At 40.8% G+C, this 15,995-nt stretch carries 16 protein-coding genes; 10 read left to right on the forward strand and 6 right to left on the reverse strand.

The window, feature by feature from the left end; translation table 11 throughout:
- From ACOBWA_RS02810 to ACOBWA_RS02850, 9 genes are all read left to right on the forward strand, one after another.
- The gene (locus ACOBWA_RS02810) at positions 1 to 1,314 is read left to right on the forward strand and encodes a copper resistance protein B (protein WP_420230158.1); all 1,314 of its coding nucleotides are present in this window, start codon (positions 1 to 3) and stop codon (positions 1,312 to 1,314) included.
- Positions 1,311 to 1,796 carry a DUF305 domain-containing protein gene (locus ACOBWA_RS02815; RefSeq protein ID WP_420230159.1) on the forward strand — a complete coding sequence of 162 codons (486 nt, stop codon included), beginning with the start codon at positions 1,311 to 1,313 and terminating at the stop codon, positions 1,794 to 1,796. Before ACOBWA_RS02810 ends, ACOBWA_RS02815 begins: the two co-directional genes overlap by 4 nt.
- 433 nt (positions 1,797 to 2,229) lie before the next feature.
- Entirely contained in the window at positions 2,230 to 2,508 is a 279-nt protein-coding gene (locus ACOBWA_RS02820; protein ID WP_201589850.1) for a DUF5676 family membrane protein, read from the forward strand.
- Between the two features lie 140 nt (positions 2,509 to 2,648).
- Positions 2,649 to 5,336 carry a copper-transporting P-type ATPase gene (locus tag ACOBWA_RS02825; RefSeq protein WP_420230160.1) on the forward strand — a complete coding sequence of 896 codons (2,688 nt, stop codon included), beginning with the start codon at positions 2,649 to 2,651 and terminating at the stop codon, positions 5,334 to 5,336.
- A gap of 74 nt (positions 5,337 to 5,410) precedes the next feature.
- A complete protein-coding gene (tatA, locus tag ACOBWA_RS02830; protein ID WP_420230161.1) occupies positions 5,411 to 5,695 on the forward strand; it encodes a Sec-independent protein translocase subunit TatA in 285 nt (94 codons plus the stop codon).
- 55 nt (positions 5,696 to 5,750) lie between these two features.
- Positions 5,751 to 6,137 carry a Sec-independent protein translocase protein TatB gene (tatB, locus tag ACOBWA_RS02835; protein ID WP_201569659.1) on the forward strand — a complete coding sequence of 129 codons (387 nt, stop codon included), beginning with the start codon at positions 5,751 to 5,753 and terminating at the stop codon, positions 6,135 to 6,137.
- 112 nt (positions 6,138 to 6,249) lie between these two features.
- Complete coding sequence (tatC, locus tag ACOBWA_RS02840; RefSeq protein WP_420230705.1) at positions 6,250 to 6,954, forward strand: twin-arginine translocase subunit TatC; 705 nt, start codon at positions 6,250 to 6,252, stop codon at positions 6,952 to 6,954.
- 321 nt (positions 6,955 to 7,275) lie between these two features.
- Entirely contained in the window at positions 7,276 to 8,151 is an 876-nt protein-coding gene (locus ACOBWA_RS02845; protein ID WP_420230162.1) for a hypothetical protein, read from the forward strand.
- A gap of 107 nt (positions 8,152 to 8,258) precedes the next feature.
- Positions 8,259 to 8,381: a hypothetical protein gene (locus tag ACOBWA_RS02850; protein WP_420230163.1), complete on the forward strand. Its 123-nt coding sequence runs from the start codon at positions 8,259 to 8,261 to the stop codon at positions 8,379 to 8,381.
- Positions 8,382 to 8,421: 40 nt separating this feature from the next.
- Here the strand turns inward: ACOBWA_RS02850 and ACOBWA_RS02855 are convergent, their stop codons facing one another.
- Positions 8,422 to 8,808: a hypothetical protein gene (locus tag ACOBWA_RS02855; protein ID WP_420230164.1), complete on the reverse strand. Its 387-nt coding sequence runs from the start codon at positions 8,806 to 8,808 to the stop codon at positions 8,422 to 8,424.
- A 359-nt stretch (positions 8,809 to 9,167) separates the two neighbouring features.
- Between ACOBWA_RS02855 and ACOBWA_RS02860 the strand changes: the two genes are divergently transcribed.
- On the forward strand, positions 9,168 to 9,557 hold the full coding sequence (locus ACOBWA_RS02860) for a DUF6122 family protein (protein WP_025652669.1): 390 nt from the start codon (positions 9,168 to 9,170) through the stop codon (positions 9,555 to 9,557).
- Between the two features lie 445 nt (positions 9,558 to 10,002).
- Here the strand turns inward: ACOBWA_RS02860 and ACOBWA_RS02865 are convergent, their stop codons facing one another.
- The 5 genes from ACOBWA_RS02865 to ACOBWA_RS02885 all read right to left on the reverse strand — a co-directional run bounded on the left by ACOBWA_RS02865 (position 10,003) and on the right by ACOBWA_RS02885 (position 15,954).
- Positions 10,003 to 10,359 (reverse strand): hypothetical protein, encoded by a 357-nt coding sequence (locus ACOBWA_RS02865; protein ID WP_420230165.1) that lies wholly within the window; start codon positions 10,357 to 10,359, stop codon positions 10,003 to 10,005.
- Positions 10,360 to 10,779: 420 nt separating this feature from the next.
- Positions 10,780 to 11,322 (reverse strand): hypothetical protein, encoded by a 543-nt coding sequence (locus tag ACOBWA_RS02870; protein ID WP_420230166.1) that lies wholly within the window; start codon positions 11,320 to 11,322, stop codon positions 10,780 to 10,782.
- 53 nt (positions 11,323 to 11,375) lie between these two features.
- Positions 11,376 to 12,233 (reverse strand): tyrosine-type recombinase/integrase, encoded by an 858-nt coding sequence (locus ACOBWA_RS02875; protein ID WP_420230167.1) that lies wholly within the window; start codon positions 12,231 to 12,233, stop codon positions 11,376 to 11,378.
- Positions 12,234 to 12,238: 5 nt separating this feature from the next.
- Entirely contained in the window at positions 12,239 to 13,417 is a 1,179-nt protein-coding gene (locus ACOBWA_RS02880; protein ID WP_420230168.1) for a hypothetical protein, read from the reverse strand.
- Positions 13,417 to 15,954, reverse strand: a complete 2,538-nt coding sequence (locus ACOBWA_RS02885) for a hypothetical protein (protein WP_420230169.1) — start codon at positions 15,952 to 15,954, stop codon at positions 13,417 to 13,419. The genes ACOBWA_RS02880 and ACOBWA_RS02885 overlap by 1 nt, the downstream gene beginning before the upstream one ends.
- Positions 15,955 to 15,995 lie beyond the last annotated feature (41 nt).

A 15,995-nucleotide genomic window follows, 5' to 3' on the forward strand; every position in this document is an offset into this window, starting at 1 on the left:
ATGAAAATATCTAAGAAAAATCTGCCATTCATTGGTTTGTCATCGCTAGTCTTGCTCACCTCATCGTTTGCAACGGCTGCTGATATGTCTGGCATGGACCACAGCGGTATGGATATGTCAGATATGGATCATAGCGGCATGGATATGTCAGATATGGATATGTCTGGTATGGATCACAGCGGCATGGATATGTCGGGCGATATGTCTGATATGGATCACAGCGGTATGGATATGTCAGGCGATATGTCTGATATGGATCACAGCGGCATGGATATGTCGGGCGATATGTCTGATATGGATCACAGCGGTATGGATATGTCAGGCGATATGTCTGATATGGATCACAGCGGCATGGATATGTCGGGCGATATGTCTGGTATGGATCATAGTGGCATGGATATGTCGGGCGATATGTCTGGCATGGATCATAGCGGCATGGATATGTCGGGCGATATGTCTGGTATGGATCACAGTGGCATGGACATGTCAGGTGATATGTCTGGTATGGATCACAGTGGCATGGATATGTCAGGCATGGACCATGGCAGTATGGACATGTCTGGTATGCAAGGTGGGCAGCCACCAGCCGATGCTCGCAGTCCAGACTATTCAAATGGGGTTCCCTACGGACAGTATGGTAAGCCAATGATGATGGGCAGCATGCCATTATGGGGAGTGTCAGTAGACGACTTGGGCTATCAGTTCGATGAAGACCAAATCAACTTCGAGGCGACGGGTTGGTATGGTACTGACAGTAATCGTATAAGACTACGTACCGAGGGTAGTGCTCAGACTAAAGATGATAAAGAAATAGATAGCTTAAGCTCGCTTGCTTATTGGAAACCACTGAGCATTTTCTGGAATGGGGAAGCTGGTGTCGCTTACGATACTGAAAATGATAACGCTGCCCTTATGGCAGGCATTGTCGGTACCGCACCGTATTTCATTGAAACAGATGCGAGAGCCTACTTATATACCGATGGTCAACTTCGCCTTGATTTAGGCGCAGAGTATGAATGGCGTTTAGATCAGCATTGGGTAGTCATACCAGAGGTGGGATTGACTGCCTTTAGTAAAGATGACCATGATAATGGCATTACCAAAGGCTTTAATGAGATGGAAGCTGAGGTTAGGCTGACTTACGAGACGTTCAGTCGCCAACTAGCCCCTTATGTGGGCGTGAGTTATGAGACAGCGCTTGGCAAGGCTCGTGGTCAACGACGTCAAGAAAATGAATCGGTTGATAGCAGTAGTTTGACTGCGGGGTCAAATTCTGGTTCTAATTTTATTAAAATAATAGGGGATATACTATGAATACTTCAGATCAAAACAACATGGATCATCAACAGGCCATGAACCCTTACGTAAAGTTCACCCTGATGATTGTGACGTCTACGATTGTGATGTACATCATGATGTATTTCAATACTTATGAATGGGATCATATTTATTTTAGTGAAACCCGAGCTTATATGGCGCTCTACATGGGTGCCGGTATGGCAGTGGTCATGTTGGCATTTATGACCAATATGTATAAGAAGACCAAGGTCAATTTGATGATCTATGGCCTGAGTGTATTGATGTTTGCTGTCGGTATCTGGGGCGTCAGATCACAAGCAACGGTCGACCAAGTCGATTGGATGCAAGCGATGATACCGCATCACTCGATTGCCATTCTCACTAGTAGTCGCGCTGATATTGAAGATCCGCGTGTACAAAAGCTTGCTGACGATATTATAAAAGCGCAAAAGCGTGAGATCGCTGAGATGAAGCAATTGATTGATGAGCTTGAATAACGATCTATACTGATAGACCATTATTTTAAACAAATAAAATAATGGTCTATCAAATGATAGACGTAAGCATATAGGTCTTTTTATTCAAAGCTACTTTCACTGCAGAATCAAAACATTGCTCATGAAAAAGCAATAAAAGGCTGAGTATGCATGGTTCACTTTCCCCACTGGCCTTTTGGCTGCTGCAATTGTTGTCTCTTTTAGTGCTTACTCCTATATTAAAATCTCTAACGCTTACCCGTCAGCTGGCGGTGCTGCGACGTACTTGCATCAAGTATATAGAGACTGTTTGACGACCAGTTTTAATGCTCTGCTGATGTAATTTTATATAATTATTGCGCAGAGCTTTCTGGTTCGGATGTTCGGGTCATATACCATACCGTTGTTTGGTGGTGACGAAAGCGGTGTATAGCATCTACCAAGGAGAGTCAAGATGAACGAATTGAATTCAAAAGCGAATACTTTAAGAATTGGTCCTGTGGGCAACAGCGTTTCTCTGTTTCTGCTCATCAGCTATCTCTTGTGCATAGTCTTTGGCCTACTCGCACCTGAGCAGATAAGCATGCATGAGGCTTGGGCACCGCTGCTACCTGGTTTTGAATGGTTGACATGGTCAGGTTTCCTAATTGGATTTGTCGAATCCTATCTTTATGGTTGGTATTTTGCGATTGTGTTTGTACCGCTATATCGCTGGTTTGCTAAAGCAGGATGAGTCTAGCGTAGCCATTGAATCTTCGGCTCAGATAGGTCAACTATGCTGAGAACGACGGACAGTGCGCCAATCTTGGGTGGGATCAAAAGCTGGTGACTTAAACCTAAACTATCATTGCAATCAATAACTGGAACATAGTCATGAAACACGATACGACAAAAAATACTTCGGATAGCGAAGACCATGATTGCTGTGACGGTACAGCTAATACAGGCATAGAATCCAATAAAGATACCACTTACGATAAGGTACCAACTGGTTACAGTGGAACCATTTATACCTGTCCGATGCATCCAGAGGTGAGAGACGTTACAGATAGCGGCTGTCCCATATGCAAAATGTCTCTTAAACCTGACGACACTGTTGCCGAGATGGTAGCAATGAAAGATGACCATGCAAGCTGCCATAGTCCGTCGAATACCGATGCCCATCCTACTAAAGAGAGTAAATACGACAAAGTACCGGAAAATTATAGCGGTACCGTTTATACCTGCCCTATGCATCCCGAAGTGAGAGATGTGGAAAAAAGCGATTGCCCAATATGCGGTATGTTTCTCAAACCTGAGAACGAGGTTACTGATTCAAATGATAATGAAGACAGTCATGCACACCGTCATGGAAAGGATACTGACCGTACTAAGGTAAAATCTGTAAAAGGCGGCAAGTACGATAAGGTGCCAGCTGGCTACAGCGGAACCGTTTATACCTGTCCTATGCATCCCGAAGTCAGAGATATTGAGAATAGTGGTTGTCCCATATGTGGCATGGCACTTGAATCAGAGACTGTTACTATTGGTGACGAGGATACCTCAGAGCTCGATGACATGACTCGGCGTTTTTGGATTTGTACCGTGCTGACCGTTCCTTTATTTTTATACGCAATGAGCGATATGGTAGGTATAAATTTAGACAGCTTCATTCAAGGCGGTCAGGGCGATATCGCTGGGCAGATTGCTCAGTGGATACAGTTGGCGCTTGCGGTACCAGTGGTGCTATGGGGAGCAGCACCTTTCTTCGTGCGAGGTTGGCAATCCATAAAAAGTCGCAACCTAAATATGTTTACCCTAATTGCGATAGGTGTAGGTACAGCATTTGGTTTCAGTCTGATAGCAACCTTTATTCCGGGCATTTTCCCAGACAGTTTTAGGGATGCATCCGGTCGAGTCGGTGTTTATTATGAAGCAGCAGCGGTTATCACGACATTGGTACTACTAGGTCAGGTTCTAGAGCTTAAAGCCCGAAGCCAGACTTCTGGCGCAATTCGTGCTCTTCTTGAGTTGGCACCACCAAATGCAAGGCGGGTAGATGAGCAAGGCGTTGAAACAGAAGTCTCCCTTGACGAAGTTATCAGTGGCGACAAATTACGGGTTAAGCCAGGAGAGAAACTCCCTGTAGATGGTATTGTGCTTGAAGGCAGCAGCAGTATCGATGAGTCGATGGTAACGGGGGAACCTATTCCGGTTTCTAAAGCAAAAGGCGATACGGTTACTGGTGGCACAGTAAACGGCACGGGAACCCTACTGGTTGAAGCGGTTGACGTGGGTGATGACACGGTACTGTCCAAGATCGTCAAAATGGTTGCTGAAGCCCAGCGCAGTCGCGCACCAATACAGAAGCTGGTGGATAAGGTGGCTGGATGGTTTGTGCCAATTGTCCTTATCTGCTCTATCATAACTTTTATCGTCTGGGCTATTTTCGGACCTGCGCCTGCCATGGCCTTTGCACTGGTCAACGCTATTGCAGTGTTAATCATCGCTTGCCCTTGTGCTTTAGGACTCGCCACGCCTATGTCGATTATGGTCGGTACTGGCAAGGGTGCTCAGAATGGCGTGCTTATCAAAAACGCTGAAGCGTTAGAGAGCATGGAAAAAGTCGATACCATCGTTGTCGATAAAACGGGAACATTAACCGCAGGCAAACCAGAGCTCACTGCTATCGAAGCACTTGGTGGATTAGATGAAAATGAACTGCTTATACTTGTCGCTGCGGTAGAGACTGCCAGCGAGCATCCTTTGGCAGAAGCTATCGTTAAAGCTGCGCAGGAAAAATCTCTTGATATTGCTAAAGCCAGTGATTTCAGCTCAACCACTGGCGAAGGCGCGCAGGCACTGGTCAATGGCAAGCAAGTCGCTGTAGGCAACTCAAAATTTATGCAACGTCTTGATAGCTTTGACAGTGCGCTTTCAGAACGTGCTGATAAGCGCAGAAAAGACGGCGAAACGGTAATGTTTGTAGCAGTAAACGGCCAAGCTGCTGGTTTAATATCAGTCGCTGATCCGATCAAGCCGAGTACCAGCGAAGCGATATCTTTACTGCATCAGGCTGGACTAAAAGTGGTCATGCTAACAGGTGACAACGAAATAACCGCTAGGGCCGTTGCCAGTAAGTTAAATATTGATGAGGTACATGCTGACGTCTCTCCAGAAGACAAAAACCGTATTATCAAAGAGCTACAAAATAGCGGCAAGGTCGTGGCTATGGCGGGTGACGGTATTAACGATGCTCCCGCTCTTGCACAGGCTAACGTTGGCATTGCCATGGGCACAGGAACAGATGTGGCTATGGAAAGTGCTGGCATCACGCTAGTGAAGGGTGATCTGATGGGAATTGTCAGAGCCCATAAACTGAGTCATTCTACGATGCGAAATATCAGACAAAACCTGTTTTTTGCGTTTATCTACAATGCGCTTGGTATACCGCTTGCGGCAGGCGTTTTGTATCCATTCTTTGGGCTGTTGCTCAGTCCAATGATAGCGGCCGCTGCGATGAGTCTGTCTTCAGTATCTGTCATTGGCAATGCGCTGAGATTGCGTCGCTTGAAACTGTAATTTTGGTACGGTAGAGCAGTTTCTAAAGCACACATACTGGTCTTATCAAGACTTTAAAATATAAGGATCACGTTATGGGCAGTTTTTCTATTACACATTGGCTGATTTTATTGGTTGTGGTGGTGGTCGTATTTGGCACCGCTAAGCTTAAAAATGCGGGCAAAGATTTAGGCGGTGCAGTAAAAGGTTTTAAAGAAGCAGTCAAAGATGAAGAAACCTCACATGCTCGCAATAATCGTTCACTTGACCATGAAAGTAGTACGCCAGTTTCAAAAAATGGTTCAAATACGCAGGTAGGGGCTCAGGCTGATGATACAGAAATCAGTCCTGTCACCACTGATGATCAGCACAAAGCATGAAGCGCGCCGCTTATAAATAGCAGCACTAAATAGTCTTTTAATATATGTGACTGTTATGTTTGATATCGGGTTTTCCGAGTTACTCTTGTTTGGCATCATTGCTTTAATCGTATTGGGCCCAGAGAAACTGCCGCAGGCTGCGCGTACGGCTGGGCAATGGTATGCCAAACTGCGCCGTACAGTATCCACTCTACAGTCTGAAATAGAAGCTGAGCTAGATCTGGCTGAAACGCGCCAACAAATACAAAGTGAGCTTGTAAAAATCCGTCAGACTGAGTCAGATATGAAGCGTGAACTAGCAGAGATGCGCGGTAGTATGCAAAAGTTTGAAGACTCGCAGAATCAAAGCTTAGATACTTCATATCAGCCAATGTCTTCTCATCAGCAAGATCATCAGCCAAATACTTCCTCTTCTTCATCTATAGAGAAGGTGGATGAATGAGCTTATTTAAACGCCAAAAAATCGACAAAAAAAGTTAGCGAATACAAATACTAAAGTTCCAGACACTGCCCATAGTGATGAGGCTGATAATGTGCTGAATGCGCTCAGTGATATGCCTATTACTGAACATTTGATTGAACTACGCAAGCATCTCATCAAAATATGCGTAGCCGTTTTGATTGTTTTCTTAGCATTGGTAGGATTTTCACGCGAGCTCTATAATCTTTTATCAGACCCATTGGTAGCGCAGTTGCCAGCTAATTCGACTATGATTGCCACCGACATCACGTCAAACTTTATGGCACCCATTCGCTTAACGATTTTTGTCGCCGCATTTTTAGCGATGCCTTATATTCTGTATCAAATTTGGTCGTTTGTCGCCGCTGGCTTATATAAGAAAGAGAAGAAAATTGCTATTCCTGTGCTGTTATCTTCGATATTTTTATTCTATACGGGTGTTGCTTTTGCCTACTTTGTCGTGCTCAAAGGTGTATTGAAATTTTTTATCCTATTCGCGCCGCAGAACGTTATACCGATGACCGATATTGACAGTTATCTGAGCTTTGCCCTCAAGTTGTTTATGGTGTTTGGACTGACTTTTGAAATTCCAGTGGTTACCTTACTACTGATAATGGTTGGAATCGTTTCTACTAAGAGTTTAGAAGACAAGCGCCGTTATATCATTGTCGGCTGCTTTGCGGTTTCAGCGGTAGTAACACCGCCTGATGGCATATCCATGCTCTTGCTAGCGATTCCTATGTGGCTATTGTTTGAGTTGGGTTTATTCTTAGCAAAAATGTTAATCAAAGAGGAATGAAGCACCGCTTTAGACTCAGGAAGTGAGACATTAAAAAGCAACTAGCATCATCGTAAAAACGCCAAATACCCCTTTTGTTTTTTGCTGTTTACTAGAGTATGTCAGCGTAAGCACTCTACTTAACGACGAGGTTTAAATGGAACACTTAACCAGCAACAACGAAGAAACTAATGACGGTCTTGCAAATCAACTGAATCAAGAGTGCTATTGCATTACCCTCGATCGTAAAGCGCTCAATACAAGCCTTCAAGATCAATTAATGGAAACTAAAAGCAATCCAATAGGAGCGAATGAGCTTAATAAACTTTTTCAGCAACACCAGTGTTCGTCCCCAAAACAGAGATAGCGACGATGGAGCGGATCGTTGACGCTATCGAGTTGGCTGCCAAGCTGCCATCGTATCAAGCGCAAGCGATGTCGTGGGCACCCAAAATCGCTGCTTTTGACCCAGGTCCAATAGGGGCTCTGATGGGCTATGATTTTCACTTGGGTCGTGATAGCCCTCAGCTCATCGAAGTCAATACCAATGCTGGTGGCGCATTTCTGAATGTGTTGCTCGCTCGCGCACAAAAACGCTGTTGTAATGCCTCACAGCAAAGCGCTGCAACGACTCAAATGCTAGATACATTTGAGGAGTCAGTGTTTACTATGTTCAAACAGGAATGGCAACGACAGTCTGCTGTTGCTATGCCCAACCGAATAGCCATCGTGGATAATGATCCTAAGAGTCAGTTCATGTTTTTGGAGTTCCAGTTAGCACGTCAACTGCTCCAAGCTAGAGGCATTGACACTGTGATACTAGATCCCTCTGAACTCGACTATGTCGATGGCAAGCTGACAGCGCATGGTAAGCCCATTGATATGATCTATAATCGGTTGGTCGACTTCGCATTTGAGGAGCCTGACCATGCACTGCTTAAGCATGCGTATCTAGAAGGTGCTGTGGTAGTAACGCCTAATCCTCATGTCCATGCTATGTTGGCTAATAAGCACAATCTGACCTTGCTATCCGATCCGCAGACATTGCGCGCTTGGGGACTGAATGATGCAGCAGCAGAATGTCTCGAAAAGTCTGTGCCAAGGACTAAGCTCGTATCAAGAGACGAGGCAGCAGCGTTGTGGCGTACTCGGCGACAGCTGTTTTTAAGCCAGTTGCTGGTCATGGAAGCAAAGGGGTCTATCGCGGTAGCAAGCTAACTCGACGCGTTTTTGAGAACATTCTTGATGAGGATTATATCGCACAGACCTTTGTTCCTGCAGGAGAGCGATCAATAAAAATTGATGACACTGTAACAACGAGAAAGGTGGATATACGTCTTTATACGTATGACGGACAACTGCTACTACCTGCGGCGCGTGTGTATCAAGGTCAGACAACTAATTTCCGTACACCAGGAGGTGGGTTTGCGCCCATCTTTCAGGTGTAATGAGCTAAATAGCACCAACTGCTCTTAATGCTAACCTCTATTAATTGGATATCTGCCAACCTAGGAACATCCACTTGACAGTATAGATTAACAGTATCGGAATGACCACCCACTGAACGAGCGGCAACGCACCTATGCTTAATAACGGAACATCAGGCATCAGCCCACTATAATTCCACCTTTGGCCAGCGCCAGTTGCCCAGTATTCAAAGAGTATTGTCATAGTTAGGCCAACGCCAAGGTATATCGATAAAGTCGACAGACGCCACGGCTTTGCAATCCAGAACCAGTCTTTTACAAACAATGCCGCAAGCACGTAAGCGCCAAAAGCAATATTGGCATCACCGACGGTCGCACGTGTACAAAGCCAGACTACGTCCCAGTGACTCGCTTCGGCCATGCCGGAGAAGAAAGGTACCTGTGCCATCTCCCAAAAAAATGGAGAAAGAAACTTACGCTCCATACCATCAGGGCAAGCACTGCTGATGTCGCTGCTCGGCGGGATAGGCTTACAAGAGTCATCATTCCTCCAAAAATAGCCATAGCAATAAATACAATTTCATGTTTACTCGATCGTCGTTACCAGACCGAAACGCCGCTTACTGGCGTCTCTTAACGGCAGATTAGTATGTTGCCTGCTGCGCGTGTTTATCAAGGTCAGGTGACTAACTTCCATACGCCAGGTGGTGGATTCGTGCTTGTCTTTCAGGTGTGAAGGTATACCTCAGATCGTGTATGATACTCTTAGGACAATTTTTAAAACACCCTCTTAGTTCGGAAAAAGCGATGAGTCAAACCGTTATCCATTATTTTCTACATTTTGGCATGCCGTTGATTATCGCTTATATGTTTTTTCGTAGTGACTATAAGCGAGTTTATTTGATCCTAATAGCAACCATGCTAGTTGATTTAGATCATCTGCTAGCGACACCTATCTTTTCGCCCAATCGTTGTAGTATTAATTTCCATCCGCTACATACTTATTATGCGATGGCAGTATATGCGGGCATGTTGTTTTTACCAAAGCCCTATAAGATAATTGGTTTAGGGTTATTACTGCATATGTTGACTGATTTAAATGACTGTATAATGACCTATATTAATTGTCCACAGTGTTTGAGTCAGGCTCCTGCCCGTGAGTTGGTAGCGTGGTTAGGCAGAGCTATTAAGTTTTAATACGGTTGTGAATACATCCCTTTGTATCTCTCTCATAAATCATCTCTTTAATGACTCCTAGAAGTAGATATATCGCTATCCAATCCTGAATAAGTCCTCGCATTAGATCGCTTGTGTTCCAATTCGAGGATTAAGGTTGTCTAGCTTGTTACTCTAAGCTTAGTGAGATAGCTCTGTTTCTAATCAGGCATAGCGGAAAGAACTAACCGCTACTTCTTTAGTTTAGTATGACTATTCAATGTGCCACGTGTTGTATCAAGCAGATCGGCGACGTTATTTAATAAAATGTAATCTTTTGGGGTTTTTGATTCCCTATTGAATATTTCACTCCATATCTGACTTTTATACTCTTGCATTATTGTTTTAAGGCTTGGATACATAAGCCCAGGTTTAGCTAACGAGAGTATTGATATTGCTCGGATAAAGTCCATGTATATAAAGTCAATCACATCCTGATCAAATTCTTTCTTAACTTGTTTCTTATGCTCAGGCTTAGAGTCTTTTTAGAGGTTTTATAACTTAAGAAAATAGTATTGTTGTTATTAATATCTTTGAGGTTAAATACAGGTGAAAAACAACCACCAATGAGTAAATACTCATTCACATCCTTATTTACTAACGATACATTATGAATAGGTAAACTGTTATAACAATCAAACTTAGTCTGCATAGATTTAATATAGGCTTCTTGACCACCACTTAAGTAGGCTTTCACTATTAGCTTAGTTAGTTGGCTAGCCAACGGATGAAGACTAATTTTAGTGCTACTATTAATGCTGATAGACTTTGCTGACAGATTCATGGCTTGTGATCTCCTAAATTAATTCTTTGCCCTATCATAATGAAAGCGTAATGACAGAAAATTTGTAAAGTTCTAACGGTCCATTGCTTGATTGGGAGATTTGATTTCTCTCTATTATTAAGCCTAGTCTGCTCAGTTTGGCTAGATAGTGATAATTCAGCACGGATCTGCTTTTTGTATATCTTGCCGTTTAATTTATCAGCTACATTGCACTTTTTTATTTGAGATGAGGCAAGTAATTTCATCACAGGCTTCCATTGCTCTTTATCATCATCGCTAGCTTGTGCATAATGGTATATTTTTAAATTAATATTTTTTTAAAGACTAGTTGTCCTAATACTTGTATATAGCTATATAGATCTAATGCTTGATCAAAACTAATATGATTTTTATGGTATTGGGAGTTCATAAGCGTATGCGCTATAAACTGAAGCATAGATTCTCGTCTTTTTCTATCTTATATAAGTCACGAAATTTATTGGTCATCTGCATGAGTATGTTGTTATCTTCGACATACCTGTCGAATACCGGTAATAAGCTCATATTATCATCAGGCGCGAATAATCTTGAATTACCATGTATGGTTTTAAAAGAAGGGTGATCTTGCAACTGCTGAGCGTTATTAAGCCATATTTCAAAAGTATTTTGATCAAGCTTATAAATATCCATTTTTTCCTTGAAATCTTCTTCCTTATCATGTACCTCAAGAGTCTGACGGACTTCATCGAATGAATATCTTTTTGGCTTTGTAGATGTTTTATCTTCTGTCTTTAGTAGTTCACTATGTTTTGGTTTAGGCAGTGGTTTAAGTTTGAGCTTGTTAAGCAAATAATAATTAATTGCAGTAGGTGTAGCACCTAACAGCTTTTCCCTACGTCTAGGAACGCTTAGTAATTTATAGTGTCTAGCCGTCAACTGGTAATCCATGTGCCAAAGTAGCAATCCAATCTGAATGTCAGTCAAATGCACATAAGAGTCAAAAGTAGTGCTAGGACTGGCATGTCCAGCTACTCCAGCTAAGGCATATATTTTTTGTATTGTAGGGATGTCTCAATATAAGCCAATATTTTACAAGACTTGTCTTCGTCATAAGGTAATAAGTCTTTTAAAGTTTGAGAGCATTGATGCCCATTAAAAGCATTAGCTTTATCATACAAAAATGACATTAATTGAAAATTAGTTAAGAAGCTATGTCTTAAATGATGGGTCGTGAGATGAGAAAGTCCTGTTGTAGTTTTAATTAACTGAGATATGGTTTTTGACAAATCACTGGCACGATAAGCCATACCAGCTTGATTAGCGATTAAGGTATCCCCTTTACTTTTACCACGCCTAAGCTCGACTCTCTTGAAAAACGACATTTCTGAATTTGTTAAAAGTTGTTCTAACAATGTCCGTCTTAAGGCAGAACCCGTTTTATTATTACCATATTTATTATTACGCACTTCTAGATAAGCTGAAGTTATAGCCACATCTTTTAATCTAATCTTAACTATTTCACCTATCCTGAGTCCACAGCGCTGCCCTAAAATCAAAGCGAGCTTCACCGCTTCTATTTCATCCTTAGTCATTTCAAGATTGTCAGCATTATTAAGAATAGCCTGAAACATGGTTTCTGAAAGATAGCCTGTCCTATGATGCGCTCGCTTGGTAGATGAAAAAGGTGCAATAGGTTCAATGCCATGATGATTAACTAAATATGCATGTATCTCATCAATATTAGTGGCAATAGCATTTTGAGCGTCTTTAGACTTACCAAGTTCGATAAGTTCGCTATAAAGTTGAATATAATCCTCTTCAGTATGATCCTCAAATGCAACACCTTGAGTTAATGATAACCAGCGATTCGTAATACCACCGCTATGAGTCCGCATGCTGCTTACCTTTTACTAGTCACTGTTTTCGTCAGTAACCAACCTACGATTGCAAGCTCACTCAAAGGAGCGTCGTTCGTTAATAAACGTTCATATAGCTGCTTGAGACCAATTGTGAATCTAGCCATTGAGGTTTTTTCATCTTTAGTCGTTTTCAATAGCTTTGCAATCTCAACGGTAATGGTAGGATTGCCTTTTTTAGGTTCCACTGCGACATCTTTGTGACACTCAATGTTAATAGCTATCTTAGTAGTGGGCTTATGAGATATGCTAAAGATTAAAGACTGCCAGTTAGCTATTGACAGGCCATATGTCGTCTCCAAACCAAGTAGTAGATACCAAGTATGTTCTGGCAGATCTAAAAATAGATAATCTTCTAAAACATAGACCGCACCTATCAAAAACTCTTCTAAAGTCATAGATAGGTGATTTTGGCTAAGAGATTTTGTCATCTTTAACATTTGATAAAGATTTTGAACATCAGTACTAGACTTTAATTTTCTAGTTTCATTCCCTTTGACATAGAGCTTGATCAAATAGCTCGTTAATGGCGATAAAAAGACTTTTACCTCATGCACCGCTTTTGAATTGCTATAAGTATTAGTATGATAGCTATCGTCGTCAATAATGAGAGTTACTACAGGCAGTTCAAATATGCTTTCTATAGTTAATGATTTGTCACTGATGCGAGATATAATCGTTTGCAATACTGGCTTTCTCAATATAGCACTGTGGAAAATCAGTGATAGCATCAAATCTGTGATAGTAATCTCGTAAGCTTTGCTAGCTATACTATCCATCCAATATAAATAAAAATCTAATATTTGCTTTTTTTCAGAAAAGGTCACTTTATTTCTAAAGGACTTTGGACGGTATGAGGTAACGATAAGCTTTGGAAAGCCAATAGCAATGTCCTTATCTTCAATATAGTTTTGACAGCAGTTTACTGCTTCGTTATATCCTTCTACATAACTAAGATAGCCCTGAAAGTGTTTGTTTTCTGATAATCTCTTATCAAGCTGCTCCCACATAGCATTAAATATTGTTTGAGGATCACTTGAGGCAATAATTTGGTCAAAATCTATAGACTCTTTGACCAGTCGTTTGGATAAGTTTTTACGCTTCGAGGTTTCCTTATGTCTATTTTCTGAACGCTGGTCAATAGCTGATTTACGCTGAGCCATTATCTAGTCTCCAAACTTATGACTTTAAAGCCGTTATATTTAATTATTCCATTAAGCTCATCAGAGAATCGGCGCAACTCGCTCCTTCTAAGTCCACTGTGCTTATCGTAGTAGTCAAAACCAAGCTCATCAGCGTGACCCATCCAAGCGCCAATTACATCGTGACCGAAGCTATTAGATAATGATGAGTTAGGCTTAGCAGAAAAGATTCCAACTTCTAGGCTTTTATAAGATCGTATAAAGTGACGATGCCAGTTTGATGGGAGATCTAAAATTTTAGACAGTCTTCCGTGAATAAATGTTTTGGTAAGACTAACTTCAGTAATAGTGTTAGTTTTTTCATCCAGCTTTAGATAAGTAATAAGGCCAATATTACTGTCAAGAATATCTGAGTAAATATCACCTAGACTATTACCCAGACTATTTAAAATAAAGGCATTACTCTTTAAATACTTGATGTACTGCTCAATCTGTTGATTTGCTATATCAGGTAGATAAATATATCTGCCTCGAGTATGTTGACGGTTTTCCTTGTCGCTAATAAAATATTTTTTAGTTCTAACATCTATATCTACAAGCCTACCAAAAGGTTCACGTACGGGACGATAACCGCTTGAGACCGAGAGCAGAACATATAAATAATCAGTAAAAATATTATGTAGGTCAACTATAGATCTAGGATTGAGAGTTTTTTTATCCCAAAGGGCAGAATTGATCTGAGTGATTAAATCGCTAACTATAGATGTTAAGCGGCTTTCTCTTATGGCTAAAACACTACCTATTTGTTTATCCCAATATCCTGTAACTCTTTCGTCAGGTAATTCAAAAAATTGATATTCTTCATTACATTTGGATTCATCGCTGACTGTATTAAATGCTATATCATACAAATGCTCATTAAAATCATATTGGCATAAGAATAAATCTAGCTGGCTAACATTAAAGTAAGGAAGTGCTGAAGAATGGTGTATTGGTTTGCTAATTAGAACATTAACTAAAGCTTGATCTCGACCACTCTGTATGAGGTAGTGTTCTAAATAGTTCTTAACTTTATTAAAAGTTAATCTAGTTTTGCTCTTCTTATTTATAGCCTTTAGAGCCTCACTGGCCTTTTGTTTGACCTCCTCCAAAACCTTTGTGCTTATGTTACGTAAAAGATGAGAATATATATTGCCAACTGCAATAGGGTAGAAAAGATTGAGAGTAGATGTATTATCTGCGCATAGTTTAGAATCCCAGTTTTCTTGAACTTTACTACGAGTAGGTGCAAACTCTAGTGGATACCGATAGCATAAATAACTCTCCCTAAAATCTTCTGAGATAAGTAGTTCAGATCTACCTGTCAATAAAATTATTAGTAGATATAAAGAAGTTTGATGGTCTAGATCATATTCAATGTTTAAAGTACCTTGTTCATCATTGTTGTCAGCATTTATACTTCTGATATCTAAACTCATCAGACTATTGAGTAAATATGTGACTAAAATCTGTACTTCATCAGCATGTGCAACATTTACATCAGTTACCTGACTTAAAGTCCGTTGATGTCTACAGTTAACTTGTTGTTCAGCTCTGATTTTATCTAGATAGTAGTTTGTAGGTTGCTCGAAATTAACCTGCTCAAACGATTGCTCTTCATCGTCTTGGCGTTCTTGGTCTTCAAATCCATTTGCTTCGCTAGCATTTTCTGATATGTAGGTGAGATCGCTAACAGTATTGCCAGTGATATCATCTTTATCCTGTAAGATACTTATAATCTTATGAGTCTCAGTCGTCACGCGAGTAATGCCGGAGTCATTTTTGAAATAGTTTTCGATTGGTAAGATATATTCGTAAAGGTATTTAGCTATACGTTCATTGATTTCAAATTGAGCTTCAACAGATGATAGAGATGTCTCTTTACTTAATAATCTATTCTTGTACTTCTGTATTTCAAAATCAAAAGTTAGGGGCCGCTTATCAAGCCATCTAGTGTAGCTATCGTTTTGTTGAGCATTAATAAGAAACTCCTCAATATCCTTTAGGCTTTTCAATTCTGTTACATCAGGTAAAAACGGAACTAAAAATTCACGAGTTTTGTTCGTTAAAAATCTGCATTCATCGAGCGTAGTTTCAATTCGACTATCATAGTCAGTTAACTCAACCATCCTTAAACATAGAAAAAAGTAGACAGCACGGATAGTATTTATTTTAGACGAGTCTGCTCGATGGATTAAAAAGGTAATTAGATAGAGATCTTTTAAATGCAGATGAGGCTTTCTAATATTTTCTAAAAATACTTTATGAGCAATTCCATTTTCGTATATCTGTAATTCATGCGTCTTCGTCAAATTACTATTCACATCTAATGTTTTTATCCATTCAGACAATGTTCGATACTCATCTTTCAATTCTGATCTAAATTGCTCAGGTAAGGTATCTTTTAAAAATTTTAGCTCGATAAGTAATATTTCAAGATCATTGCCATTAGCGAAATCAAGGAGATTTAGCTTCAACCAATCCTTAATATTTGTAGAGTTACTATCTTTATTAGCCATTATGCTGCTACCGTTACAAGTCATTCAAATAACTGTAGCTT

Source organism: Psychrobacter sp. ER1, assembly GCF_048631835.1.
Taxonomy (GTDB): domain Bacteria; phylum Pseudomonadota; class Gammaproteobacteria; order Pseudomonadales; family Moraxellaceae; genus Psychrobacter.